The organism is Cellulomonas sp. Root485, assembly GCF_001426705.1.
Taxonomy (GTDB): domain Bacteria; phylum Actinomycetota; class Actinomycetes; order Actinomycetales; family Cellulomonadaceae; genus Cellulomonas.
In genome coordinates, this window is sequence record NZ_LMFC01000001.1 from 914166 (window position 1) to 937532 (window position 23367).

Annotated in this window: 20 protein-coding genes; 12 read left to right on the forward strand and 8 right to left on the reverse strand. The window is 72.6% G+C overall.

Annotated elements, in window-relative coordinates:
• Positions 1 to 89 precede the first annotated feature (89 nt).
• Complete coding sequence (locus ASD16_RS04245) at positions 90 to 1526, reverse strand: endo-1,4-beta-xylanase (protein ID WP_055913242.1); 1437 nt, start codon at positions 1524 to 1526, stop codon at positions 90 to 92.
• A 219-nt stretch (positions 1527 to 1745) separates the two neighbouring features.
• Between ASD16_RS04245 and ASD16_RS04250 the strand changes: the two genes are divergently transcribed.
• The 4 genes from ASD16_RS04250 (at position 1746) to ASD16_RS04265 (ending at position 5953) form a co-directional block, all read left to right on the forward strand.
• Positions 1746 to 2771 (forward strand): LacI family DNA-binding transcriptional regulator, encoded by a 1026-nt coding sequence (locus tag ASD16_RS04250; RefSeq protein WP_055915684.1) that lies wholly within the window; start codon positions 1746 to 1748, stop codon positions 2769 to 2771.
• 159 nt (positions 2772 to 2930) lie between these two features.
• A complete protein-coding gene (locus ASD16_RS04255; protein ID WP_055913246.1) occupies positions 2931 to 3857 on the forward strand; it encodes an alpha/beta hydrolase in 927 nt (308 codons plus the stop codon).
• Positions 3854 to 4276, forward strand: coding sequence for a DUF3237 family protein (locus tag ASD16_RS04260; protein ID WP_055913249.1), 423 nt, complete (start codon positions 3854 to 3856; stop codon positions 4274 to 4276). Before ASD16_RS04255 ends, ASD16_RS04260 begins: the two co-directional genes overlap by 4 nt.
• A 264-nt stretch (positions 4277 to 4540) precedes the next feature.
• Positions 4541 to 5953 (forward strand): endo-1,4-beta-xylanase, encoded by a 1413-nt coding sequence (locus tag ASD16_RS04265; protein ID WP_055913251.1) that lies wholly within the window; start codon positions 4541 to 4543, stop codon positions 5951 to 5953.
• 99 nt (positions 5954 to 6052) lie between these two features.
• Here the strand turns inward: ASD16_RS04265 and ASD16_RS04270 are convergent, their stop codons facing one another.
• Positions 6053 to 7048: a ketopantoate reductase family protein gene (locus ASD16_RS04270; RefSeq protein ID WP_055913254.1), complete on the reverse strand. Its 996-nt coding sequence runs from the start codon at positions 7046 to 7048 to the stop codon at positions 6053 to 6055.
• Between the two features lie 117 nt (positions 7049 to 7165).
• On the opposite strand from ASD16_RS04270, the gene ASD16_RS04275 reads away from it, so the two are divergent.
• A complete protein-coding gene (locus ASD16_RS04275) occupies positions 7166 to 9850 on the forward strand; it encodes a phosphoenolpyruvate carboxylase (RefSeq protein WP_082570584.1) in 2685 nt (894 codons plus the stop codon).
• Positions 9851 to 9866: 16 nt separating this feature from the next.
• Here the strand turns inward: ASD16_RS04275 and ASD16_RS04280 are convergent, their stop codons facing one another.
• The 3 genes from ASD16_RS04280 to ASD16_RS04290 form a co-directional block, all read right to left on the reverse strand.
• The gene (locus ASD16_RS04280; protein WP_055915688.1) at positions 9867 to 10613 is read right to left on the reverse strand and encodes a ferredoxin reductase; all 747 of its coding nucleotides are present in this window, start codon (positions 10611 to 10613) and stop codon (positions 9867 to 9869) included.
• A 41-nt stretch (positions 10614 to 10654) separates the two neighbouring features.
• The gene (locus tag ASD16_RS04285; RefSeq protein ID WP_055915691.1) at positions 10655 to 11257 is read right to left on the reverse strand and encodes a sulfite oxidase-like oxidoreductase; all 603 of its coding nucleotides are present in this window, start codon (positions 11255 to 11257) and stop codon (positions 10655 to 10657) included.
• Positions 11258 to 11386: 129 nt separating this feature from the next.
• Positions 11387 to 12766, reverse strand: coding sequence for a DEAD/DEAH box helicase (locus ASD16_RS04290; protein ID WP_055913257.1), 1380 nt, complete (start codon positions 12764 to 12766; stop codon positions 11387 to 11389).
• A gap of 215 nt (positions 12767 to 12981) precedes the next feature.
• Here ASD16_RS04290 and ASD16_RS04295 point away from each other — a divergent pair, with 215 nt between their 5' ends.
• The 3 genes from ASD16_RS04295 to ASD16_RS04305 are packed head-to-tail and all read left to right on the forward strand — an operon-like array spanning position 12982 to position 16965.
• The gene (locus ASD16_RS04295; RefSeq protein WP_055913259.1) at positions 12982 to 13722 is read left to right on the forward strand and encodes an ABC transporter ATP-binding protein; all 741 of its coding nucleotides are present in this window, start codon (positions 12982 to 12984) and stop codon (positions 13720 to 13722) included.
• Complete coding sequence (locus ASD16_RS04300) at positions 13722 to 16268, forward strand: ABC transporter permease (protein ID WP_055913262.1); 2547 nt, start codon at positions 13722 to 13724, stop codon at positions 16266 to 16268. Before ASD16_RS04295 ends, ASD16_RS04300 begins: the two co-directional genes overlap by 1 nt.
• A gap of 55 nt (positions 16269 to 16323) precedes the next feature.
• A complete protein-coding gene (locus tag ASD16_RS04305; protein WP_055913265.1) occupies positions 16324 to 16965 on the forward strand; it encodes a hypothetical protein in 642 nt (213 codons plus the stop codon).
• Here ASD16_RS04305 and ASD16_RS04310 read toward each other — a convergent pair.
• Positions 16962 to 17837, reverse strand: a complete 876-nt coding sequence (locus ASD16_RS04310; RefSeq protein ID WP_055913268.1) for a CHAD domain-containing protein — start codon at positions 17835 to 17837, stop codon at positions 16962 to 16964. The genes ASD16_RS04305 and ASD16_RS04310 overlap by 4 nt on opposite strands.
• Positions 17838 to 17979: 142 nt before the next feature.
• Here ASD16_RS04310 and ASD16_RS04315 point away from each other — a divergent pair, with 142 nt between their 5' ends.
• Entirely contained in the window at positions 17980 to 19749 is a 1770-nt protein-coding gene (locus tag ASD16_RS04315) for a hypothetical protein (RefSeq protein WP_055913271.1), read from the forward strand.
• Here the strand turns inward: ASD16_RS04315 and ASD16_RS04320 are convergent.
• A complete protein-coding gene (locus ASD16_RS04320; RefSeq protein WP_235523103.1) occupies positions 19736 to 19951 on the reverse strand; it encodes a hypothetical protein in 216 nt (71 codons plus the stop codon). The genes ASD16_RS04315 and ASD16_RS04320 overlap by 14 nt on opposite strands.
• Before the next feature lie 57 nt (positions 19952 to 20008).
• Between ASD16_RS04320 and ASD16_RS04325 the strand changes: the two genes are divergently transcribed.
• Complete coding sequence (locus tag ASD16_RS04325; RefSeq protein WP_055913277.1) at positions 20009 to 20443, forward strand: MarR family winged helix-turn-helix transcriptional regulator; 435 nt, start codon at positions 20009 to 20011, stop codon at positions 20441 to 20443.
• Here the strand turns inward: ASD16_RS04325 and ASD16_RS04330 are convergent.
• Positions 20433 to 20801 carry a VOC family protein gene (locus ASD16_RS04330; protein WP_055913280.1) on the reverse strand — a complete coding sequence of 123 codons (369 nt, stop codon included), beginning with the start codon at positions 20799 to 20801 and terminating at the stop codon, positions 20433 to 20435. The genes ASD16_RS04325 and ASD16_RS04330 overlap by 11 nt on opposite strands.
• 108 nt (positions 20802 to 20909) lie before the next feature.
• Here ASD16_RS04330 and ASD16_RS04335 point away from each other — a divergent pair, with 108 nt between their 5' ends.
• Entirely contained in the window at positions 20910 to 21686 is a 777-nt protein-coding gene (locus tag ASD16_RS04335; RefSeq protein WP_055913283.1) for an LLM class F420-dependent oxidoreductase, read from the forward strand.
• Positions 21687 to 21726: 40 nt separating this feature from the next.
• Positions 21727 to 23349 (forward strand): metallophosphoesterase, encoded by a 1623-nt coding sequence (locus tag ASD16_RS04340; protein WP_082570585.1) that lies wholly within the window; start codon positions 21727 to 21729, stop codon positions 23347 to 23349.
• Positions 23350 to 23367 lie beyond the last annotated feature (18 nt).

Consider the following 23367-nt stretch of genomic DNA (forward strand, 5'->3'; position numbering starts at 1 on the left):
CGCCACCCTGCACACCGGCGGTCGGGCACGGAGCTGCGCGGGTCGACCCCGACCGTCCCGTGCGGAGCGACGGTCGGGGTCGACGTGGGCTACACGCTCCCGTTGCAGAGAGTGCCGTTGAGCCGGAACTCGGTCGGCGCCGGGTTGCTGCCGCTCCACGAGCCGTTGAAGCCGAAGTCGACCGTGGCGCCCGTGGCGATCCTCGGGTTGTAGTCGACGTTGCGGGCGGTCACCGCGGAGCCGCTCTGCGAGACCGCAGCGCTCCACGCCTGGGTCACGCCCTGGTTGCCGGGGAAGGACCACGTCAGTGTCCAGCCGTTGATCGCCGGCCCGAGGTTGGTGATGCGGATGTTGGCAGTGAACCCGCTCGGCCACTGGCTCGGTGCGCTGTAGACGACCGTGCAGCCGGTGCCCGGTCCCGACGTCGGGGTGGGGGTAGGCGTGGTCGGCGTCGGGTTCGGCGTCGTCGGGGTCGGGTTCGGCGTCGTCGGGTCGGGGTTCGGCGTCGCCGCGTTCAGCGTGTTGAGGACCGAGGTGTACGCCGCCTTCTTGTTGCCGGAGCCGTCGAACAGCAGCGGGGTACCCGAGGAGCGCCACGAGTCCGAGTCACGCACACCCCAGACCGTGATCCCGGTGCAGCGCGCGACGTTGAGGCAGGCCTGGACGACCTTGCGGTAGTTCTCCGCCTGCGCCGAGCCGGAACCCTCGATGTCGAGCTCGGTGATCTGCACGTCGACGCCGAGAGCGGCGAAGCTGGAGATCGTCGTCTGGTAGTTGCTCGGCACGGGGCTCTGCGGGTTGAAGTGCGACTGGAGGCCGACGCAGTCGATCGGGACGCCGCGAGCCTTGAAGTCCCTGACCATGTTGTAGACCGCCTGGGTCTTGGCATGGCTCCAGTCGTCGGTGTTGTAGTCGTTGTAGCAGAGCTTGGCGGCCGGGTCGGCGGCGCGGGCGGTCCGGAAGGCCACCTCGATCCAGTCGTTGCCCGTGCGCTGCAGGTTGGAGTCACGGCGGGCACCCGAGGAGCCGTCCGCGAACGCCTCGTTCACCACGTCCCAGGCGTAGATCTTGCCCTTGTAGTGGGTGGCGACCTGGTTGACGTGGTTGATCATGGCGTTGCGCAGCGTGGACCCGGACATGTTCTGCATCCAGCCCGGCTGCTGGGAGTACCAGGCCAGGGTGTGGCCGCGGACCCGCTTGCCGTTGCTCAGGGCCCAGTTGACGATCCGGTCGCCGTTGGCATAGTTGAACTGGTTCTGATTCGGCTCGGTCGCGTCCTGCTTCATCTCGTTCTCGGCCGTGATCATGTTGAACTCACGGTTGGCGATCGTGGAGTACGCCGAGTCGTTCAGCCGCCCCCCGGCGATCGCCGTGCCGAAGTAGCGGCCGCTCTGCGCGGCGGCGGCGCCCAGCGTGCTGGCCGCGGCCTGCGCGGGCATGGCTGCGGCCAGACCTGCCAGGGTTGTCGCGGCGGCCAGCGTCGCGGCGACGAGGGCGCGTCGCCCGCGTCGTGGGGTGGTGGTCATGAGACACCTCTCTTCGAGCACGGACCGTCCGGTGCGCGTTCACACTGCCCGTGCCCACTCCCGGCCTCCAGGTCACGAAACGATTTACACCGGTGTAAACGGCTTACTCGACGGGGTCCCGCGACCGTCGGGTATGTTGCGACCGCCCGAGTCGTGGCGCTCAGGCTGCCGGGGCCCGCGCTGCCGACACGGCGAGGTGAAGGAGGGGCTGTGGCGACGATGGCCGACGTCGCACGGCACGCCGGCGTGTCCGTCAAGACGGTGTCGAACGTGCTCAGCGGATACCCCCACGTCCGCGATGCGACGAGAGAGCGCGTGCAGGCGTCCGTCGACGCTCTCGGGTACGAGATCAACGTGACTGCGAAGATCTTCCGCTCCGGTCGCAGCGGGGTGGTCGGGCTGTCGGTCCCCGAGCTCGGGCAGCCCTACTTCGGTGAGCTGGCCGACGAGATCCTCGCGGCCGCTCGACGGCACGGTCTCCAGGTGCTCATCGAACCGACCGGCTTCACCCGGGACGGCGAGCTTGCTGCGCTGCGGGTACCGCGCGGTGGGCTGGTCGACGGCCTGATCTTCAGCCCCGCGGCCCTCGTCCAGGCCGATGCGCACCTCCTCGACGAGCTCGGCTACCCGCTCGTGCTGCTCGGCGAGCAGATGTTCTCCTCCAGCGTCGACCACGTCACCATGCGCAACATCGACGGCGCGCAGGCGGCCACCGAGCTGCTCCTCGACGCCGGTCGGCGTCACATCGCCGCCATCGGCATGCTGCACGCCGAGACGGCCGGGTCGGCGTGGCTGCGCTACACCGGGTACAGCAAGGCGCTCGAGGCGCGGGGGATCGAGGTCGACACCCGCCTGCTCGGCTGGGCGGACGACGCCTGGCACCGGGGCAACGGCGCCCGCGCGATGGCGGACGTGCTCGACTCCGGGGTCCGTGTCGACGGCGTGGTCGCGTTCAACGACGCCCTCGCCATCGGCGCGATGTACGAGCTGCAGGCGCGTGGGCTCGCGATCCCGCAGGACGTCGGCGTCGTCGGCTTCGACGACATCGAGGACTCCCGCTACTCCGTGCCGACCCTCACCACCGTGGACCCCGGCAGGCGAGAGATCGCGAACGTCGCCGTCGACATCCTGCGTCGCCGCCTGCAGGAGCTGCGGCGCCCGAGCGCGGAGCAGGTCTCGCCCGTCCTCTACCTGGCCGGCATGCGCCTGGTGGAGCGGGAGAGCACGCCGCGACGCGCTCGCTGACCGACGAGGGCTGATCGCCGTCCGGGACGTCGCCGACGTCGATTGACACCTCCCGGACGCCTTGCGAGGGTGACGGCTCATGCCGGGTCTGCACCGGTGTAGGTCGAGCCGCGCTCGCGGTGCGACGGCCCCATCGGACGACGACGAGAAGGGGAGGCCGTGCAGCCCGACGCGCAGCCCGCCATCGAGGACGACATCGCCACGTTCCGCTCGGACGCGCGGGAGCATGCCCGCCGACTGCCGCGTGCACTGCCGCACCTGCCGCTCGGCACCTACGAACGGGTGCGGCTGCCGGGGGACGCACCCGTCGCCGAGCTCATGGTCTACCGACCTGCCGGGGGGCCGGACGTGCCGGGAGTGTTCGTCAACCTCCACGGCGGGGGCTTCGTCCTGGGCGACTGGCAGGGCGACGACCCGTACTGCCGGTACCTCGCCGACGCGGCCGGGTGCGTGGTGGTGAACGTCGACTACGTGCTGGCGCCCGAGCACAAGTTCCCGGCAGCGGTCCACCAGACCGCCGACCTCCTGGCGTGGCTCACGGCGGACGCGTCGACGATCGGCGCGGACGGCTCGCGGATCGCCGTGGGCGGGCACAGCGCGGGAGGGAACCTGGCCGCGGCGGCCTGCCTCGTCGCCGCACGCAACGGTGCCCCCCAGACCCGGGGCCTGATCGTCGACTACGCCCCGCTGGACCTGGCCACCCCGCCCGGCGCGAAGCTCTCCGACGCCGGCTCGCCCGGCGCCGCGGAGCTCGCGAGCGTGGGCGCTCGCTTCAACGCCTGGTACCTGCCGGCGCCGGAGGACGGGTCGGACGAGCTCGCCTCACCGGTCCTGGCGGCGGACCTCTCCGGCCTCCCTCCCACCCTCGTGATCACGGCTGAGCAGGATCTGCTGCGTGCGGAGGGGGACCTCTTCGCCGCACGCCTGAGGGTGTCGGGCGTCGGCGTCGAGCACGTCGTCGTCCCCGGCAGCGGTCATGGTTTCACCCACGTCGGCCCCGAGGAGCACGCCGTGGCGGCCTGGGGGCGCATGGCCGGCTTCCTGCGACGCGTGCTGGGCGACGAGACCGCGGGGGAGCGGCCGTGAGGCTGCGGGGTACGCACCTGTTCACGATCGATGCGCTCCTGGGACCGGTGGTGGACGTCGGATCGACGCCGACCGGCCACCGGCGCGTGATCCCGATCGTCGGTGGCACGGTGTCCGACGGGATGGTCGGGGCCGTGCTGCCCGGCGGCGCCGACTGGAACCTGCAACGTCCTGACGGCTCGTCGGAGCTGTGGGCGCGCTACGAGCTCCGGCTCGCCGACGGGTCCGTCGTCTCGGTGACGAACACGGCTGTCCACGCCGCCGACGCGTCGGCGCCGATCCTGACGTCCCCGCAGTTCGACGTCGGGGACGACGGCCCGGTGGACCTGCGTACGGGGGTGTACGTGGGACTGCTCACGCCGCGTCTGGACGAGGGCCGGGTGCGCATCGAGGTCCATCGCCTGAGTGCGGATCTCTGACGATCGACCCGATGCGGGTGTGGGAGCGCTCCGATAGTTGCGCCAGCGGACGCCAGGTCGCGATGAGACCACACTTGCTGAGCACGCCTTCGATATCGATATCGGACCCGTTTACACCGGTGCATATCACCCGAAAGAGTGGATAAACGTTTCGTAACTATTATCGAAACTACCGAAGCGCCCTCGGCTCTTGACCCGCTTCTCCGTGCCGGTCGAGGGTGTGGCGCCGGCGATCAGCCGACGCATGCACCCCCAGGAGGATCAATGACGACCCCACGACTCACGCACCGACGCGGACGGCTCGTCGCCGCCGTGAGCGGCCTCGCCGTCACCGCCGTCACCGTGGCGCTGGCACTCCCGGCCGCGGCCGCGGGCAGCACCCTGCAGGCAGCGGCCAGCGAGAGCGGTCGCTACTTCGGCACCGCGATCGCCGCCAGCCGGCTGAGCGACGGCACGTACTCGAGCATCGCGAACCGTGAGTTCAACATGATCACGGCCGAGAACGAGATGAAGATGGACGCGACCGAGCCGAACCAGAACCAGTTCAGCTACGGCAACGGCGACCGGATCGTGTCCTGGGCGCGCAGCAACGGCAAGCAGGTCCGCGGCCACGCCCTGGCGTGGCACTCCCAGCAGCCGGGCTGGATGCAGAACATGTCCGGATCCTCGCTGCGCAACGCGATGCTGAACCACGTGACGCAGGTGGCCACCCACTACAAGGGCCAGGTCTACGCGTGGGACGTGGTGAACGAGGCGTTCGCCGACGGCTCGTCGGGCGGTCGTCGTGACTCCAACCTGCAGCGCACCGGCAACGACTGGATCGAGGCCGCCTTCCGCGCCGCCCGCGCCGCCGACCCCGGCGCCAAGCTCTGCTACAACGACTACAACACCGACAACTGGAGCCACGCCAAGACGCAGGGCGTCTACAACATGGTCAGGGACTTCAAGGCTCGCGGCGTCCCGATCGACTGCGTCGGGTTCCAGGCGCACTTCAACTCCGGCAACCCCGTGCCGTCCAACTACGACGTGACCCTGCGCAACTTCGCCGCCCTCGGCGTGGACGTGCAGATCACCGAGCTCGACATCGAGGGCTCCGGCAGCTCCCAGGCCCAGCAGTACCAGGGCGTCGTCCAGGCCTGCCTGTCCGTCTCCCGCTGCACCGGCATCACGGTCTGGGGCGTGCGCGACTCGGACTCCTGGCGCGCGTCGGGCACCCCGCTGCTCTTCGACGGCTCCGGCAACAAGAAGGCCGCCTACACCAGCGTGCTCAACCAGCTGAACGCGGGTGGGACGACCACCCCGACGTCGAACCCGACGTCGAACCCCACCTCGAACCCGACGCCGTCGCCGACGACCACGACGCCCCCGACCTCGGGCGGCAGCTGCACGGCGACGTACTCGGAGGGTCAGAAGTGGAACGACCGCTTCAACGGCACGGTGACCATCCGGGCGAACACCAACATCAGCAGCTGGCAGTCGACCGTCACGGTGCGGAGCCCGCAGAAGATCATCGCGACGTGGAACGGGTCCCCGACGTGGGACTCGTCGGGCAACGTGATGACCATGCGGCCGAGCGGGAGCGGTGCGCTCTCGGCCGGTCAGACCACCTCGTTCGGGTTCACCGTCCAGCACGGCGGCAACTGGACGTGGCCGAGCCTCACCTGCACGGCCTCCTGAGGCCCTGATGGGGAGCTGAGAGGTACGGGCACATGAGCAGCGGGCGCGGTACCGACAGGCGCCGCGCCCGCTGCCGGTTCGGTGGACGCGGAACGCGGCTCAGCCGACCGACTCGCGCAGCAGGGCACCGGCCGTGAACGACCCTGGTTCGGCTCCGGTCGCGGCCGCCTGGCGCGCGCGCCGCTGCAGGACCGCGTTCACCGGGGTTGGGACGCCGTGCAGGCGCCCCAGGAGCACGATCTCGCCGTTGAGGTGGTCGGCCTCGATCGACCCGGTGCCACGCACCAGCGACTGCCACGACGACCCGCCCGTGTGCTCCAGCCCGGGCAGACGGCTCATGGTGAAACCGGCGCGTGCGGCGTCGTGCACTGCCTCGTCGAGCACGTCGATCCCGGCAGCCGCCAGGACGGCGCGGCCCTCGGCGTCGGCCCGGCCGGCCAGCTCGGCGGCGGCCTCGTCGCGCGTGGTGCCGCAGAGCGCCTCGACGGCGTTCGCCAGGTTGGACAGCAGCTTGCGGTACTTCCACGCCATGACGTCGGCCGTCGCGGGCGCTCGGAGGCCGGCGTCGACGAGGTCCCGCGCGTACGCGGTCACGAGGTCGGGATCGACGCCCTGAGCGGCGGGGCCGACGGTGAGCACGCCCGGCACGGGGGTGCCGCCCGCGGAGACGCGCCCGGGTTCGAGGAAGGTGGCGGGCAGCCACACGCACATCGCGACGACGGTGGCGAACTGCCGCAGGGCAGCCCGCTCGTTGTCCACCCCGTTCTGTGCGCAGACGACGGGGAGCCGCTCGGCGGCCGTCCCGCCACCGGCCACGGGGCGGTCCGCCCACGCGGTGAGGGCGGCAGTCGTGTCCTGGCTCTTCACGGCCAGCACCAGCACGTCGTCAGGACGCAGCTCCACGTCCTGAGGTCCCGCGGCGGTCGGCGGATGCACGCGGACGGTGCCGGTGGCCGTCGTGACCTCGAGCCCTCCGGTGCGCAGCGCCGCCAGCTGCCGTCCGCGGGCGACGAGGACGACATCCTTCCCGGCGCTCGCCAGGAGCCCGCCGATCACTCCGCCGACCGCACCGGTCCCGATGATGATGTGTCGCACCGGGACACCGTCGCACGAGGGTGCGGGCCGACGCCTCCGGACGCCGTCGAGTACGTCACACTGCCCAGCGCTCGGACTGCCGGGACCGGATCGGGCCACGTGCCTTAGTTTTGGCCCGTGACCGCACCCCTTCCCCCGAGCGACACCGTGCAGAGCTCCACCACCAGCCCCGCCAGCCACGAGGTGCCCGAGCCGCTGCGCAACGACGTCCGGGTGCTCGGCGAGTTCCTCGGCCGGGTGCTGCGCGAGGCCGGCGGCGACGACCTGCTGGCGGACGTCGAACGCCTGCGCGAGCTCGCGATCCGGGCGCACAACGGCCCCGACGCAGGTGCGCTCGCCGAGGCCGAGGAACTCGTCGCGGGCTTCAGCCTGTCGCGTGCCGAGGAGGTCGCGCGGGCATTCACCTGCTACTTCCACCTGGCCAACACCGCGGAGGAGTTCCACCGCGTGCGCGTCCTGCGGGACCGCGAGGCCAACCTCCTGCCGCACCACCTCGCCCCGGACGACTCGCTGCCCTCCGCGGTCGCGCAGCTGGCCGACGAGGTGGGCGAGGACGTCGCGCGGCAGCGGCTCGCGGAGCTCGAGTTCCGGCCCGTGTTCACCGCGCACCCGACCGAGGCCCGTCGCCGGGCGGTGTCCGGCGCCATCCGCCGCATCGCCGAGCTCGTCGCGGAGCGCGACCTGCGCTACACGGGTGGCATGTCGCTGGCGGAGAACGACCGCCGCCTGCTGAGCGAGATCGACACGCTCTGGCGCACCGCCCCGCTGCGCGAGGCCAAGCCGTCGGTGCTCGACGAGGTCCGGACCGTCATCAACGTGTTCGAGGCGACGCTCGCCGACGTCCTGCCGGCCGTCTACCGCCGCCTCGACGACTGGCTCCTGGCCGATGCCGCCGGTACGACGGCTCCGGCCGTGCGCTCGTTCGCGCGGCTGGGAACCTGGATCGGCGGGGACCGCGACGGCAACCCGAACGTCACCGCCGAGATCACCGAGACCGCCGCGGCGATGGCCTCCGAGCACGCCCTGCTGGAGCTCGAGTCCTCGGCCCGCAAGACCGCGCACGGGCTCACCCTCGATGCGTCCGGCACGCCCGGCTCCGCCGAGCTGAGCGCCCTGTGGCAGCGTCAGCGCGGCCTGTCCGCGGCGCTGGCCGCGCGGATCGCAGGCGACGCCCCCAACGAGCCGCACCGTCGCGTCGTCTACTTCCTGGCGGAGCGCATCGCGGCGACGCGGACGCGCAACGCGGACCTCGGGTACGGCGCCGCGTCGGAGCTCGAGGCCGACCTCGCCGTCGTGCAGCGCTCCCTGGCCGAGGCCGGGGCGACGCGGTCGGCCTACGGCGACCTCCAGCGGCTCATCTGGCAGGTGCAGACCTTCGGGTTCCACCTGGCCGAGCTCGAGGTGCGGCAGCACTCCCAGGTGCACGAGGGCGCCCTCGCGGACCTCGCGAAGAACGGTGTCGACGGCACCCTCGAGCCGCGCACGGTCGAGGTCCTCGACACGTTCCGCGCCATCGGCGCCGTCCAGCGGCGCTACGGCGTGCTGGCGGCCCGTCGGTACATCGTGTCGTTCACGCAGTCCGCCGAGCACCTCGCGGCCGTGTACCAGCTCGCCGAGATCGCGTTCGCCGGGGTGGACGCGCCCATCATCGACGCGGTCCCGCTGTTCGAGACGTTCGCGGACCTCGAGGCGTCGGTCGACATCCTCGAGGGCGCCCTGGCGCTCCCGCAGGTCCAGCGGCGGCTCGCGGAGAACGGCCGTCGGGTCGAGGTCATGCTCGGCTACTCGGACTCCTCCAAGGACGTCGGGCCGGTCTCCGCCACGCTGACGCTGGACACCGCGCAGCGCCGCATCACGGAGTGGGCGCGCCGCAACGACATCGTCCTCACCCTCTTCCACGGCCGCGGTGGCGCCCTGGGACGCGGTGGCGGTCCCGCCAACCGCGCGCTCCTCGCCCAGCCCCCGGGGTCGGTCGACGGCCGGTTCAAGCTCACCGAGCAGGGTGAGGTCATCTTCGCCCGCTACGGCGACCCCGTCATCGCCGCCCGCCACATCGAGCAGGTCGCAGCGGCCACGCTCCTGGCGGGGGCGCCCTCCGTCGAGCGCCGCAACTCCGCGGCGACCGAGCGGTTCACGGCGCTCGCCGCGCAGCTCGACGAGTCATCACGCACCCGGTTCCACGAGCTGGTCAAGGCCCCCGGCTTCCCGCAGTGGTTCGCCGAGGTCACGCCGCTCGAGGAGGTCGGCCTGCTGCCGATCGGCTCGCGTCCCGCGCGCCGCGGCCTGTCGGTCGAGTCGCTCGACGACCTGCGCGCGATCCCGTGGGTGTTCAGCTGGTCGCAGGCGCGGATCAACCTGGCCGGCTGGTACGGCCTGGGCACCGCGCTGGCGGCGACCGACGACCTGGACGAGCTGCGCGAGGCGTACGCCCAGTGGCCGCTGTTCACCACGATGATCGACAACGTCGAGATGTCGCTGGCCAAGACCGACGAGCGCATCGCCGAGCGGTACCTGGCGCTGGGCGACCGCGACGACCTGGCGCAGCTCATCCTCGAGGAGATGGCGCTGACCCGGCAGTGGGTGCTGGCCATCACGCAGAGCGAGGCGATCCTGTCCCGCCGCCGGATCCTCGGCCGAGCCGTCCAGCTGCGCAGCCCGTACGTCGACGCGCTGTCGCTGCTCCAGCTGCGTGCACTGCGCGGCCTGCGCACGGGTGAAGCCCCCGAGCAGGCGAGCGACCTGCGCCGGCTCCTGCTGCTCACCGTCAACGGCGTGGCCGCGGGCCTGCAGAACACGGGCTGACACAGCCGGGACGTTCCTAGGGCCCGGTCGGTCCGAACCGTTCCGTGCGGATGCGCTCGGGGTCGTGGCCGAGGTCGACCAGGGTGTCGGCGACGGACTCGACGAACGGCGTCGGCCCGCACACGAACACGTGCGCGCGCTCGTCCGGTGGGAAGCAGACGGCCTCCAGCAGAGCGGAGTCGATCCGACCGACCCGGCCCGTCCAGCCGTCCGGGCCCCGGCGGGTCCACACCCGCGTGATCTCGACGTCGCCGCCGAGGGCCTCGAGCTCGTCGGCATAGATCGCGTCCGTCGGCGTGCGCACCGACACGACCAGCCGGAACGGCGCCGTGCTCCCGGCCAGCCGTCGGGTGCGCAGCATCGACATGAGCGGGACCAGGCCGGACCCGCCGCCGACGAGCTGCACGGGGTGCGGGTCGGCCGGCTGCCAGACGAACCAGTGCCCGACGGGTCCGCGGAGCTCGATCTCGTCGCCCACCTGCAGGTCCTCGGTGAGGTACGGGGACACCTCGCCGTCGTCGACCACCTGCACGGTCAGGGCGATCCGGCTGTCGTGGGCGGCTGGGTCGGGCGGGACCCCGGGCAGTCCCATGGTGCCGGGGGAGGCCAGGGAGTAGGAGCGCTGCGTCGAGTAGCCGTCCTCCGCGGTCAGCCGGACGTCCACGTGCTGGCCGGCCAGGGCGCCGCGCCAGCCGGGGACGTCGAGCTCGAGCGTCATGGCGGTCGGCGTCTCGGCGGTGCGCCCGACGAGGGTGCCGACCATCCAGGGGAGGGCGTAGAGCTCGGTGTCAGGAGAGGACACGCTCAGTCCCCCCAATAGCGCTGTTCCTTCCACGGGTCGCCATAGGAGTGGTACCCGAGCCGCTCCCAGAACCCCCACGTGTCCTCGGTCATCAGGTCGAGCCTGCGGACCCACTTGGCGGACTTCCAGAAGTACAGGTGCGGGATGAGCAGCCGGGCGGGACCGCCGTGCTCGGGCGGCAGTGGGGCACCGTCGTACTGGTAGGCGATCCAGGCCTTGCCGCCGCGCAGGTCCGCCAGCGGGACGTTCGTCGTGTAGCCGCCGTCGCAGTGCGCCATCACGTACTGCTCCTCGGGGGCGATCTCCACCCCGTCGAGCAGCGTGTCGAGCGAGATGCCCCGCCACACGGAGTCGAGCTTGCTCCACTTGGTCACGCAGTGGATGTCCTTGACGATGTCGTCGTGGGGCAGGTGCGTCAGCTCGGACCAGGTCCAGCTCGCGCGCGGTGCGCCGCCGGCCGTGATCGAGAAGGTCCAGGTGGACAGGTCGGCGCGCGGGGTCGGGCCGGCCGACAGCACCGGGAACCCGCGTTCGAGGTACTGACCGGGCGGGATCCGGGGGTCGACCTCACGCTTGCCGCGGAACCCGCGGGAGATGATCGCCATCAGGACGCCGTGCGGTTCGACATGGTTCACTCCCGGGTGTCGGAGACGCTCCGGATCATCATGCGGCCAGGCCCGGCGGGAACGCCAGAGGCCGGCCCGACGAATCGGACCGGCCCCTGATCAGGACTTTCAGCCGCGCGAGTACACCACGCGCGGGCCACCCGAGGTCGACGCACCGGAGCCGCCGCCGTTTCCGCGACCGCTGCCGCCGCGACGGCGACGCTGACCGGAGCCGGCCGCAGGAGCAGCGGCTGCGGGGGCGCCACCGCGACCGCGACCACGCCCGCCGCCACCGCCGCCACCGGTGGTGGGCTGCGCGGGCGGGGCCACGTACTTCACCGGCGCGGCGACCTCGCCGACGAGGCGCGTGAGCGTCGCGTCACCGGGGAAGACGGGCCTCGGCGTCGCGGTGATCTTGGCGGCACGCGTGAGCTGGCGGACGTCGCCGCGCTGCTCGGGCAGGACGATCGTGACGACGTCGCCACCCGACCCGGCGCGCGCGGTGCGGCCGGAGCGGTGCAGGTACGCCTTGTGCTCGGCCGGCGGGTCGACGTGCACGACGAGCTCGATGTCGTCGACGTGGATGCCACGCGCGGCGATGTCGGTGGCGACGAGCACCCGGACGGCGCCGGAGGAGAACGCCTCGAGGTTGCGCTCGCGAGCGCCCTGCGCCAGGTTCCCGTGCAGGTCCACGGCCGGGATGCCGTCCATGGTCAGCTGCTTGGCCAGCTTCTTGGCCTGGTGCTTGGTGCGCATGAACAGCACGCGGCGACCGGTGCCGGAGGCGAGGTGGTGGACGACCTGCTTCTTGGCGTCGGCGTCGCGGACCTCGAACAGGTGGTGGGTCATCGCCGCGACCGGGGACTCGGCGCTGTCCACGGAGTGCTCGACGGGCGAGGTCAGGTAGCGCTTGACCAGCTGGTCGACACCCTTGTCGAGGGTGGCCGAGAAGAGCAGGCGCTGGCCGGCCTTCGGGGTCTTGTCCATGATCCGCTTCACGCCGGGCAGGAAGCCGAGGTCGGCCATGTGGTCGGCCTCGTCGAGCACGGTGATCTGCACGTCGTCGAGCGTGAGGGCCTTCTGGTTGAGCAGGTCCTCGAGGCGCCCCGGGCAGGCGATGACGATGTCGATGCCGCCGTTGAGCGCGGAGGTCTGCTTGCCCTGCGACACGCCGCCGAAGATCACGGTCGTGTTCAGGCCGAGCACCTTGGCCAGCGGCGCGATGGTCGCGTCGATCTGCGAGGCGAGCTCGCGCGTCGGGGCCAGCACCAGGGCGCGGGGGCGGCGCGGGGCCTTGCCCCTGCCGGCGGTGGCGGCGAGCCGCACGACGAGCGGGAGGGCGAACGCGAGGGTCTTGCCGGAGCCGGTGCGGCCGCGGCCGAGCACGTCACGGCCGGCCAGCGAGTCGGGCAGCGTGGCGGTCTGGATGGGGAACGGGGCGGTGATGCCCTGCGCGGTGAGCGCTGCCGTGAGGGCAGCGGGCACGCCAAGATCGGTGAACGAAGTCATAGAGAAAGAGCCTCTCGGGGCTGGGTCGGGGTCCGCCGCCAGAGCAACCAGAGCGGGTGCTCCGGGGGACCTCCACGACGCGGGGCGCGCAGGTTCGCGCAGCCCTTGGTGTGCCTACCCTCTCACACGTGATGCTTGCGACGGGCTCGCGGTGGTGAGCGTCACAGGGCACGATCGGTGGCAGACGCCCGCCTGACGAGGAGGAACGCCCCCGCATGACCGCTCCCGCGATCGCCTCCGCGCGCGACCTGGTGAAGGTCTACGGCTCGGGTGAGACGTCCGTCCGGGCGCTCGACGGGGTGGACGTCGACCTGGTCCGCGGGGAGCTGACCGCGATCATGGGGCCGTCCGGCTCGGGCAAGTCGACGCTCATGCACTGCCTCGCGGGGCTGGACCGGCCCACGTCCGGCACCGTGGTGGTCGACGGCCAGACGGTGAGCAGCATGTCCGAGCGGAAGCTGACCGCGCTGCGCCGGACCAGGATCGGGTTCGTCTTCCAGGCGTACAACCTGGTCCCCACCCTGACGGCCCTGGAGAACATCACGCTGCCGCTCGACATCGCCCGGCGGCAGGTCGACCACGCCCACCTCGACCTCGTGGTGGACACGCTCGGGCTCACCGACCGGCTCGGGCACAAGCCGAACGAGCTGTCCGGGGGGCAGCAGCAGCGGGTGGCGTGCGCGCGGGCGCTCGTCGCGCGGCCCGCCGTGGTGTTCGCGGACGAGCCCACGGGCAACCTCGACAGCACGTCCGCGGCGGAGGTCCTCGGGTTCCTGCGCAGCAGCGTCGACGAGCTCGGGCAGTCCGTCGTCATGGTGACGCACGACCCGACGTCGGCGAGCTACGCCCACCGGGTGCTGTTCCTGGCGGACGGGCGGCTGGTCGGCGAGCTGCGGGACCCGACCGCGGACACGGTGCTCGCCGCGCTCACGGCGATCCGCGTCGGCGCCGGCTGATGGTTCGCGTCGCGCTGCGCGGGGTGCGCGCGCACCTCGTGCGGTTCTGCCTCTCCGTGCTCGCGGTCGCGCTCGGGGTGGCGTTCGTCGCAGGGACCTTCGCGCTGCGCACGATGCTGAGCTCCACGTTCACGGACATCGTCGCGACGACGACGCTCGGCGACGCCTACGTCCGCGGCTCCGAGCCGGCCGGGGGGACCGGCGGCCCGGACCGGATCACGCCGCAGGTGCGCAACCCGGTGCCGCTGACCCTGGTGGACGAGCTCGAGGCGGTCGACGGGGTCGCCGCCGTCCTGGCTGACGTGCAGGGGCCGCTCGTCCTGGTCGGCGCCGACGGCACCGCGGTGCAGAGCACGCAGGCGCCGAGCTTCGCGTTCCCCTACTACCCCCAGGACCCTGCGGTGGACGTGGTCGCGGGGCGGCCGCCGGCCGCGGCCGACGAGATCGGGGTGGAGTCGGCGTCGCTGGCCGCGTCGGGGCTGGCGCTCGGTGACGCGACGAGCGTGGTCGTGGGCGGTGCGGTCCGCCCGGTGACGGTCGTCGGCGAGATGGGGCTCGGTGCCGCCCTGGCCGGTGCCACCGTCGTCTTCCTCGACCCTCAGACCGCCGAGGCTGCGTTCGCGCCGGACGGCACGGTCGCCACCCTCTCCGTCCTGGCGGCCGACGGGCTGACCGAGCAGCAGCTGGTGGACCGGCTCACTCCCGTCCTGGCCGAGTCGGGCGTCCCGGCGGAGGCCGTCACCGGCGACGAGGTGCGTGAGCAGTCGACCGAGAACATCCTCACGGTCCTCGGGTTCATCACGACGTTCCTGCTGGTCTTCGCGGGCATCTCGCTCTTCGTCGGCGGCTTCATCATCGCCAACACGTTCTCCATGTGGGTCCGGCAGCGGACCCGCGAGCTCGCCCTGCTCCGGGCGGTCGGCGCGTCGCCCCTGCAGGTGTTCACGTCGATCGTGCTGCAGGCCGCGATCGTCGGGGTGGTCGGCGCGGTCCTCGGGGTCGCGGGCGGCCTCGGCCTCGTCGTCGTGCTCCGCGAGGTGCTCGGCAGGTTCGGCATGGAGCTCACCGGCCGGGTGCCGCTCGACGGGTTCACGCTGGTCGTCTCCGTGCTCGTCGGCACCCTCGTGAGCGTGCTGGCAGCGGCACTGCCCGCGCGACGGGCGGCGTTGGTGCCGCCGGTGGAGGCGCTGCGCGACGAGGTCACCCTCCCGGAGCGTTCCCTGACGCGTCGGGCCGCCGTGGGGATCGCACTGGTGGCGCTGGGCGTCGGCGCGGTCGTCGTCGCGCTGCTGGACCCGACCGCGGACCACGCCGGAGCGGTGCTCGGGATCGGTGCGGGCGCGGTCGTCCTGGGGGTGCTCGCCGCGTCGCCGGTCCTGGCGCGTGGGTTCCTGCGGGTGGCGGCCCTCCCGTTCGTCTCGTGGCGACCGGTGGGTCCGCTGGCGCGGGGCAACGTCACCCGCAACCCCCGGCGCACGGCGAACACCGCGGGCGCCCTCATGATCGGCATGGCCCTCGTCGGGGCGGCTGCCGTGATCGCGGCCACCACCCAGGCGTCCACCAGCGCCATCGTCACGCAGGAGGCCACCACCGACTACATCCTGCGCGGTGCCGCCCAGGGCACGGTCCCGGAGCAGGCGGTCGTCGCCGTCCGTGCGCTGCCCGACGTGCGCGCGGCCGACACGTTCGCGACCGCCAGCGTCCTCGTCGGCGACGCCGCGTTCGCGGTCACCGGGATCGACCCCACCGCGGTCGGCCGCAGCATCCGCACCGAGGTGGTCGAGGGCGACTTCCCCGCCGCGCTCGCGGCCGGCGAGGTCGCGGTGCAGCGGACCACGATGGACGACGAGGACTGGTCCCTCGGGGACGAGCTCCGGCTCGTCGGCTCCTCCGGGACGACGACCGCCGCGATCGGCGCGGTCATCGACTCGCCTGCGTTCGGGGTTCCGCTCGTCGTCTCGCAGGACGTCCTGGACCCGCTCTTCCCACCCGACGAGCAGCGCATGACCACGGTGTTCGTCACGGCGGCGGACGGTGCCGACGTCGCGGCTCTGCGCGACGAGCTCACGGAGGCGGTCCGGCCGTACGTCGTCGTCTCGGTCATGGACAGCGAGGAGTTCGTGTCCGACCTGGCCGCGCAGGTGGACCGGGTGCTGGTGATCCTCTACGCGCTGCTGGGGCTGTCGGTCGTCATCGCCGTGCTCGGCATCGTCAACACGCTCGCCCTGTCCGTCATCGAGCGCACCCGCGAGATCGGGCTGCTCCGCGCGGTGGGCCTGGGCCGGCTCCAGCTGGGCACCACGATCACGCTGGAGTCGGTGCTCACCGCGGTGTTCGGCACGACCGTCGGGCTGGTCATGGGAGTCGCGCTCGCCGCGACGCTGCCGACGGTGTTCGCGGACGTCGGCCTGCGGACGCTCGCGGTCCCGTGGACGAGCCTCGCGCTGATGCTCGCGCTCGCTGTGGTGGTCGGCGTCGTGGCGGCGCTGTGGCCGGCGGTCCGGGCGGCGCGGCTACCCGTGCTCGACGCGGTGAGCACCGAATAGGCGACGGACAGCCGATGTGCACGCCCGCGGTGACCTCGGCCGATACCCTCGGAGGGTGAGCGACACGGGGTACGGCGACTTCGAGTTCGAGCGTCGCTTCTGGGCGCGCGACGTGCCCCCGGACCTGCTCGACGCCTCCCCGGCCCTCATCGTGCAGAGCTACGTCCTGGCCGACGCAGGGTTCGCCATCCGCGTCCGCGTGCAGGCCACCGTCGAGGGGCTCGTGCTGGACCCCGGCCTCGACGAGCTGGGGATCCTCGACCGCTACGCCGACCAGATGGACTTCTGTGCCATCACCGTCAAGGGGCCCATGAACGAGGGCACCCGGTACGAGGCAGAGCGCGAGCTCGACATCTCCGTCGGGATCGAGCTGGTCCGGCGCGGCGGAGCACGCGTGGCCAAGACGCGCCACTCGGTGTGGCTGGGCGACGACGGCTGGGTGGTCGACACGTTCGCGGGCGGCAACGCGCCGCTGATGATCGCCGAGGTGGAGCGCGGCGGCCCGGTGACCGACCTGACCATCCCCGACTTCTGCGTCACCGAGGTGACCTCGGACCCGCGGTTCTCCAACGACGCGCTCGCGGGCACGCCCTACGGCACGTGGTCCGCCGCGTACGAGGCCGAGCTGGCCACCCGTGGTCCACGGTTCCTGGAGAGCCTGGGGCACAACCACCGCACGGGCGAGACGACCGACTAGCGCATCCAGCGGCGGTGCCCCCGGCGGGCGACCCGTCGCAGGGGCGTCACGGCCGCGTCGCTGGCCGCCTCCCCGGCGATCTGCTCCAGGGCGTGCAGGCGGCCGTACGTGAAGGTGCTCTCCCCGTCGAGGTCGGCCTGGTGCGCGAGGCGACGCAGCGTCTCCTGCCGGGTCACCGCATCGTGCTGCGTGCCGAGCACCTCCTGGACGCGGTGCGCCCGCTTCGCGCTCCGCCGGGCGGGGGCGCCCACGACGGCCGCGGCGACCTCGCTGGCATAGCGGGCGCGACGTGCCGCCTTGCGGACCTCGTGCAGCGCCTCGTCCCGGTCGTCCCCGGCGGGTGCGTCTGCCGCCGCCTCCAGCGCGCGGTCGAGGCGGTGCCACGCACGTCGAGCGCGGCGGGGGAGGACCGTGGTGGCCTCGCCGGAGGCCCCGGGACCGGTCGGCAGGTCCTGCGCCAGCGTCGCGACGAGCTCAGCGAACCGCGCCGACGCCAGCCAGGAGTCCACCCCGTCCTGCGCCAGGAGGCGGGCGGCGGAGCGGTCCTCGTCGATCCGCCGCTCGACCGGACCGACGACGAGCGCCGGGTCCTCGCGCGCGAGCCTGCGCCGCAGGGCGTGGCCCTCGACGTACGCGTCCCGGGCGGTGCCGAGCACGTGCCCGAGCTCCGCCAGCTCGGCGCGCACGGGATCGGTGACCTCGCGATCCAGCACCGACCGGTACACCGACAACGCCGCCCGGAGCCGTCGGGTGGCCACGCGGGCGTCGTGCACGGCATCGTCGTCCCCGTCCCGGACCCCGGGGACCGCGGCGAGCAGACGCTCGACCTGGGTGGCGACGTACGCCTGCACGACCTCGCCCGCGGATCCCATCTGTCGAGCCTGGCACGCCGCCTGGCCTCCCGCGAGCAACCCCACGCCGGTCACGCGATCGCCGCCCGCTCGCCAGGCGGTCCGTCCGACGAGGTCCTCGTATGCTGGCGGTCGTTCGCCGACCAGGAGGTAGACCGTGCCGATGGGCCGACGAGGTGCTGCCGCTGTCCCGGCACTGCTCGTCGTGGTCGCCCTGCTCGCCGGGTGCACGGACGACGGAGGAGCGGTCGAGCCCACCGTCACCGCGAGCACGCCCGCCCCGACCCCCACGCCGTCGCCCACCCCCGTGTCCGCGCAGGTCGGAGCACCTGCCGAGGCCGCGACGGTCCTGCCGGCAGCGACGGCGCAGGACGCGGCGCTCGAGGCGTCGCGCGCGGTCTTCGTGACCGCTCCGGTGGTGGTCGTCGCACCCGTCGACGACGGCCCCGCGCAGCTCACCGCCGCGTCGGCGGCCGTGGCGCTCGGTGCCCCCATGCTGCTGAGCGTCCCCGGGACCGATGCTGCTCCGCTCCTGGCCGAGCTCGACCGGCTCGACGCCCAGGCGGTGCTGGCGGTCGGTGCGGTCACCCTGACGCCGCCGAGCGCCATGACCGTCGTTCCGGTGCCGGCCGGTGCGGGCCCGGACGTGCTGCGGGCAGCGACAGGGGCGCGCTTCGGAACACCCGTCGAGGTGCCCCCTGGGCAGGAGACCGGCACCGTCCGCGCGCTCACCGCACCGCGGCCGGCCGTGCTCGTCGTCCCCGGCGCGCTGCCCACCCCGACCTCCACCCCGAGCCCGAGTGCACCGACGGCATCGGCGACGCCCTCACGGACGCCATCGACGACTCCGCCGCCGGCCCCGACGCTCCCGCGGACGAGCCCGCCGGAGCCGGTCACCGCGACCGTCGCGCTGACGGGGGTCGGTGTCGACCCGCTCGCCGCGCTCGCGACCCTCCGCGCGGCCGGGGTGCCCGTGGTCGACACCCCGGGCGGTGACCCGCGTGCCACGACGCCGGGAGTCCAGGCGCTCGCGGCCGCCGCGCCCGAGCACGCGATCGCGATCGGGGCTGCGTTCGGGCCGCCGGACCAGCTCGCCCGTCGCGTCGCGGCCGCGTCGACCGGGGTGCTCCTGGGCGGCGGGGGCCAGCTGATCTTCCCGCAGGTCCCGGGGTTCCCGGGCAAGAAGTACGTCGCGCTCTACGGCACGCCGGGCTCGAGTGCGCTCGGGGTGCTGGGGGAGCAGGACGTGCCCGCGACGCTGGCCCGCGCCGAGGGGACGGCCGCGCAGTACCGGGGCCTGACCGCGGACGTCGTCGTGCCTGCCGTGGAGATCATCGCGACGATCGCGTCGGCGGGACCGGGGGACGACGGCAACTACTCCGAGGAGCGTCCGGTCGAGGAGCTGCGGCCGCTGGTGGAGGCGGCCGGCGCTGCGGGCATGGCGGTCGTCCTCGACCTGCAGCCGGGCCGCACCGACTTCCTGACGCAGGCGCAGCAGTACGCCGACCTGCTGGCGCTGCCATACGTGGGGCTCGCCCTCGACCCGGAGTGGCGCCTGGCCCCGGACCAGGTGCACCTGCGCCAGATCGGCTCCGTCGGCGTCGACGAGGTCAACGGGGTCGCGGCGTGGCTCGCCGACTTCACGGCGCAGCGCGCACTGCCGCAGAAGATGTTCGTCCTGCACCAGTTCGCGGGCCGGATGATCACCGACCGTGGCCGCCTCGACACGTCACGCGACGAGCTGGCGGTGATGATCCACGTCGACGGTCAGGGCTCGCAGCCGGCGAAGGCGGGCACGTGGAACGCGCTGCGCACGGATGCGCCGCCCGTGCACTGGGGGTGGAAGAACTTCTTCGACGAGGACGTCCCGATGCTGGACCCGACGCAGACCTACCAGGTCCAGCCGGTGCCGGACCTGGTCACGTACCAGTAGCACCTGCACCGGTTCCGCGTTCGACCAGGAACGTCCGGCCCGACGCGTCGACGACCCGGTCGAACTGCTGCTGGAGCTCGGTGTCGCGGGCCACCTCGTCGTCGGTGAGCACCTTGCGGGGACCGCGGATGTTGCCCACCTGCGCGGGGCCCAGGTAGGTCAGCCACCACTCGGTCATGTCACGGCGTCGCTTCTTCGGCACGGGAGCTCCTCGGTAGTTCGTGCCCTAACTATATGCGCACGACCTAGGATCGGGTACATGGACGATCCGCTCGCCGTCGAGGCCCAGGTCTGCCTGACCATGTCCGCCGCGGCCCGCAGCCTGGTCGCGTTCTACCGTCCGCTCCTCGAGCCACTGGGGCTGACGCACCCGCAGTACCTCGCGATGCTCGCCCTGTGGCAGTACGGCCGGCTGTCGCTCAAGGACCTCGCGGCACTGCTCCACCTGGAGCCGGCGACGGCATCGCCGCTGGTCAAGCGCCTGGAAGCCATGGGGCTCGTCCGGCGGGAGCGCGCCGCCGACGACGAACGCGCCCTCGACATCGTCGTCACCGACACCGGCCGGGAGCTGCGCGCATCCGCCGTCGGGATCCCCGCAGCGATGGTGGACGGCCTGGGCCTGACGCCCGAGCAGATCGATCATCTCCGCACAGCGGCGGAGCTCCTGATCGCCGCAGCCGCCCCTAGCGCCTGATCATCTGCTGCGCGGCCCACCGGTTGCCGTCGGGGTCCGTGAAGAACGTGAACCGCCCCCACGGCAGCTCGACCACGGGCTCGGCGGCCACTCCGCGCCCGGTCAGGAGCTCGTAGAGGGCGTCCGCGTCGTCGACCACCACCTGCAGCCCCTGCTGCGCGCCCGGAGCCATCGACGTCATGTTCACGTCGAGGACGATCGAGCAGGCCGAGCCCGGGGGAGTGAGCTGCACGAACCGCAGGTTCTCGTCGACGGGGATGTCGTGGTCCGCGACGAAGCCGACCTGGTCGACGTAGAACGCCTTCGCGCGGTCGATGTCGGTCACGGGAACAGAGACGAGCTCGAGCTTCATGTCCATGGAGAACTCCTTCGGTGAGGTGGTGGACCCAGTCTGCGCACAGAAGAGGTCAGATCCTGTCCTTCTTTCGACCGGCCGGGTCGCGGAGCCGTCCGTAGGCTCGACTCCATGACGCACCCCATCCGCATCGGAGTCCAGCTCCAGCCCCAGCACGCCGACTACGCCCAGATCCGCGACGCGGTGCGCCGCGCGGAGGACCTCGGTGTCGACATCATCTTCAACTGGGACCACTTCTTCCCGCTCAGCGGAGACCCGGACGGCAAGCACTTCGAGTGCTGGACGATGCTCGGCGCGTGGGCGGAGCAGACCAGCCGGGTGCAGATCGGCGCGCTCGTGACGTGCAACTCCTACCGGAACCCCGAGCTGCTGGCGGACATGGCCCGCACGGTCGACCACATCAGCGGCGGGCGCCTGATCCTCGGCATCGGTGCGGGCTGGTTCGAGAAGGACTACGACCAGTTCGGCTACGAGTTCGGCACCGCCGGCTCCCGGATCGCGGACCTGGCACAGGCCATGCCGCGCATCACGGCCCGCTGGGCGGCGTCCAACCCCGTGCCGACCCGCCAGATCCCCGTCATGATCGGTGGCGGCGGCGAGCGCAAGACCCTGCGGGTCGTCGCGGAGCACGCCGACCTGTGGCACTCGTTCGGGAACGTCGACACGCTCGTGCGCAAGAGCGCCATCCTCGACGAGCACGGCGCCGACGTCGGGCGGGACACGGCCACGCTGGTCGAGCGGTCCATCGGGGTCGGGGCGCCGCCGAGCGAGGTCGCCGACGCGCTCGTCGCCGCCGGCGTGACGCTCTTCACCGTCGGCACCGGCGGTCCGGACTACGACCTGTCGCTGGCCGCGCAGTGGGTGGCCTGGCGCGACGCGCAGGGCTGACCAGGGCTGATCCGGCCCGCCCCGCATAGGCTCGGGGGCGATGAGCGACCCGAGCAGCCCCGAGGCGCGCGCCGAGCGACGGTGGTGGCCGCGGGTCCTCCTGCTGGTCGCCGCCGTGCTCGTCTCGCTCACCTTCGGGATCACGACAGCGTCCGTCGAGAGCAGCCTCGGGCCGCACGAGGCCCGGTACGACGTCACCACCGACGACACGGTGACCATCGACCTCGGCCCCCTCGGCACGCTGCAGATCGACTCGCCGCTGCCCCTGACGCTCGGCGTGCGGGTGACGGTGCAGGAGATCCCGGCGTCGGTCACCGAGCTGGACCAGGCGCGCACCCTGGCGGCGCTCAGCGGGGACCTGCAGAGCTACCTGCAGTTCTTCTCCGGCCCGCAGGCGACGGTCCAGGACGTGGCACGCGCCCTGGGCGCCGAGGCGCTCGAACGGACCGCGCTGGCTCTCGGGGTGCTGGTCGGCGGGTGGTACCTGGTCCGGTTCCTCGTCGGTCCGGCGCGGAGGGTGGAGCTGCACGACCGGGTGCGGCCGCACCTGCGGTCGGTCGTCGTCGGGATCGTCGTCGTGGGGCTCGTCGGCACCGTCCTGACGTCGAGCGTCGGGCGGCGGGACCGACCGTCGGCGTCGCAGCGGGCGAGCACGGTGTTCGACGGCACTCCGCTCGAGGGGGCTCGGGTGACCGGCCGGCTCGGCGGTGTCATCGACACCTACGGCGGTCAGGTCGTCGCCGAGCTGCGCAAGAACGAGAAGTTCTACGCGGAGGCCAACGCGTCGCTGCAGGCTGCCTGGGACGAGCGGCAGGAGCTCCTCGACCACCCGGAGCCGTCCACCACCGGGAGCCCGTCGCCGGAGGCGAGCGAGCCCGAGGACGACGAGAACCTGGTCACCGCCGTCGTCGTGTCCGACCTGCACTGCAACGTCGGCATGGCACCACTGATCCGGACCGTCGTGGAGGGCTCGGGCGCCGACCTCGTCCTCGACGCCGGCGACACGACGATCAACGGCACGTCGGTGGAGCAGTACTGCGTGACGACGTTCGCCCGGGCCGTCCCCGACGGCGTGGAGCTGGTGACGTCGCCGGGCAACCACGACTCCGCCGAGACGTCGAGGAACTACGCCCGGGCCGGCGCCACCGTGCTGGACGGCTCCGTGGTCGAGGTGGACGGCCTGCGCATCCTGGGCGACCGCGACCCGAACGAGACGCGCGTCGGGGCGGGGGGAACCGCGCAGGCCGGGAAGGAGAGCGCCGCCGACGAGGCGCAGCGCCTCGCCGACGTCGCGTGCGACGACGAGGAGGGCGTGGACCTGCTCCTCATCCACACCCCAGGCGTGGGTGAACGGGCGCTGGCGAGCGGCTGCGTGCCCGCCCAGATCTCGGGCCACCTGCACCACCGGTACGGTCCCGAACGGGTGGACGATGCCGTCCGGTACATCAGCTCCAGCACCGCCGGGGCGACGCTCGGACAACCGACCGTCGGGCCGCTGAACGGCGTCGCCGAGATGACCGTGCTGCGCTGGAACCCCGACACCCGACGCTTCGTCGACTACCAGCTGATCCAGGTACGACCGGATGCCACCGCGACCGTCTCGCCTCGCCTGAAGTGGCCGGCCGCTCTCCCGCCCTCGGTCGACGGTCCTTCACCCGTGTGATCCGCGTCACCCTGACCT